Genomic DNA, 260 nt, shown 5'->3' on the forward strand with positions numbered 1-260 from the left:
GTCGTAGGCTTCATGGCTGGTAACACTTGGCGTACTAAAGTAGGTAATACGCAAATGCTTATGCGTTGCCATGGCCTGCGCCAAACCGCGCAACGTTTTATAGTTCGGTATCCAAAACACTTCATCTATATATAAGTCGCCCGACTCCGACTGAGCCGTACGCGCATTGGTACTTTTAAATATAAGCTTAACCGTTTTACCGCCGGCTAAATTAAGCACCATGGGCGAGCCGGTTAATTCAATATTAAAATGCTCACGGC

Annotated in this window: 1 protein-coding gene; it reads right to left on the minus strand. The window is 46.2% G+C overall.

The annotated features are described in order from the left end of the window. On the minus strand, positions 1-260 hold a 260-nt coding region (locus tag AAEY97_RS21350), incomplete at both ends, for a terminase large subunit domain-containing protein (RefSeq protein WP_351001368.1).

The sequence above is a fragment of the Shewanella sp. TB7-MNA-CIBAN-0143 genome (genome assembly GCF_040310065.1).
Lineage (GTDB): Bacteria > Pseudomonadota > Gammaproteobacteria > Enterobacterales > Shewanellaceae > Shewanella.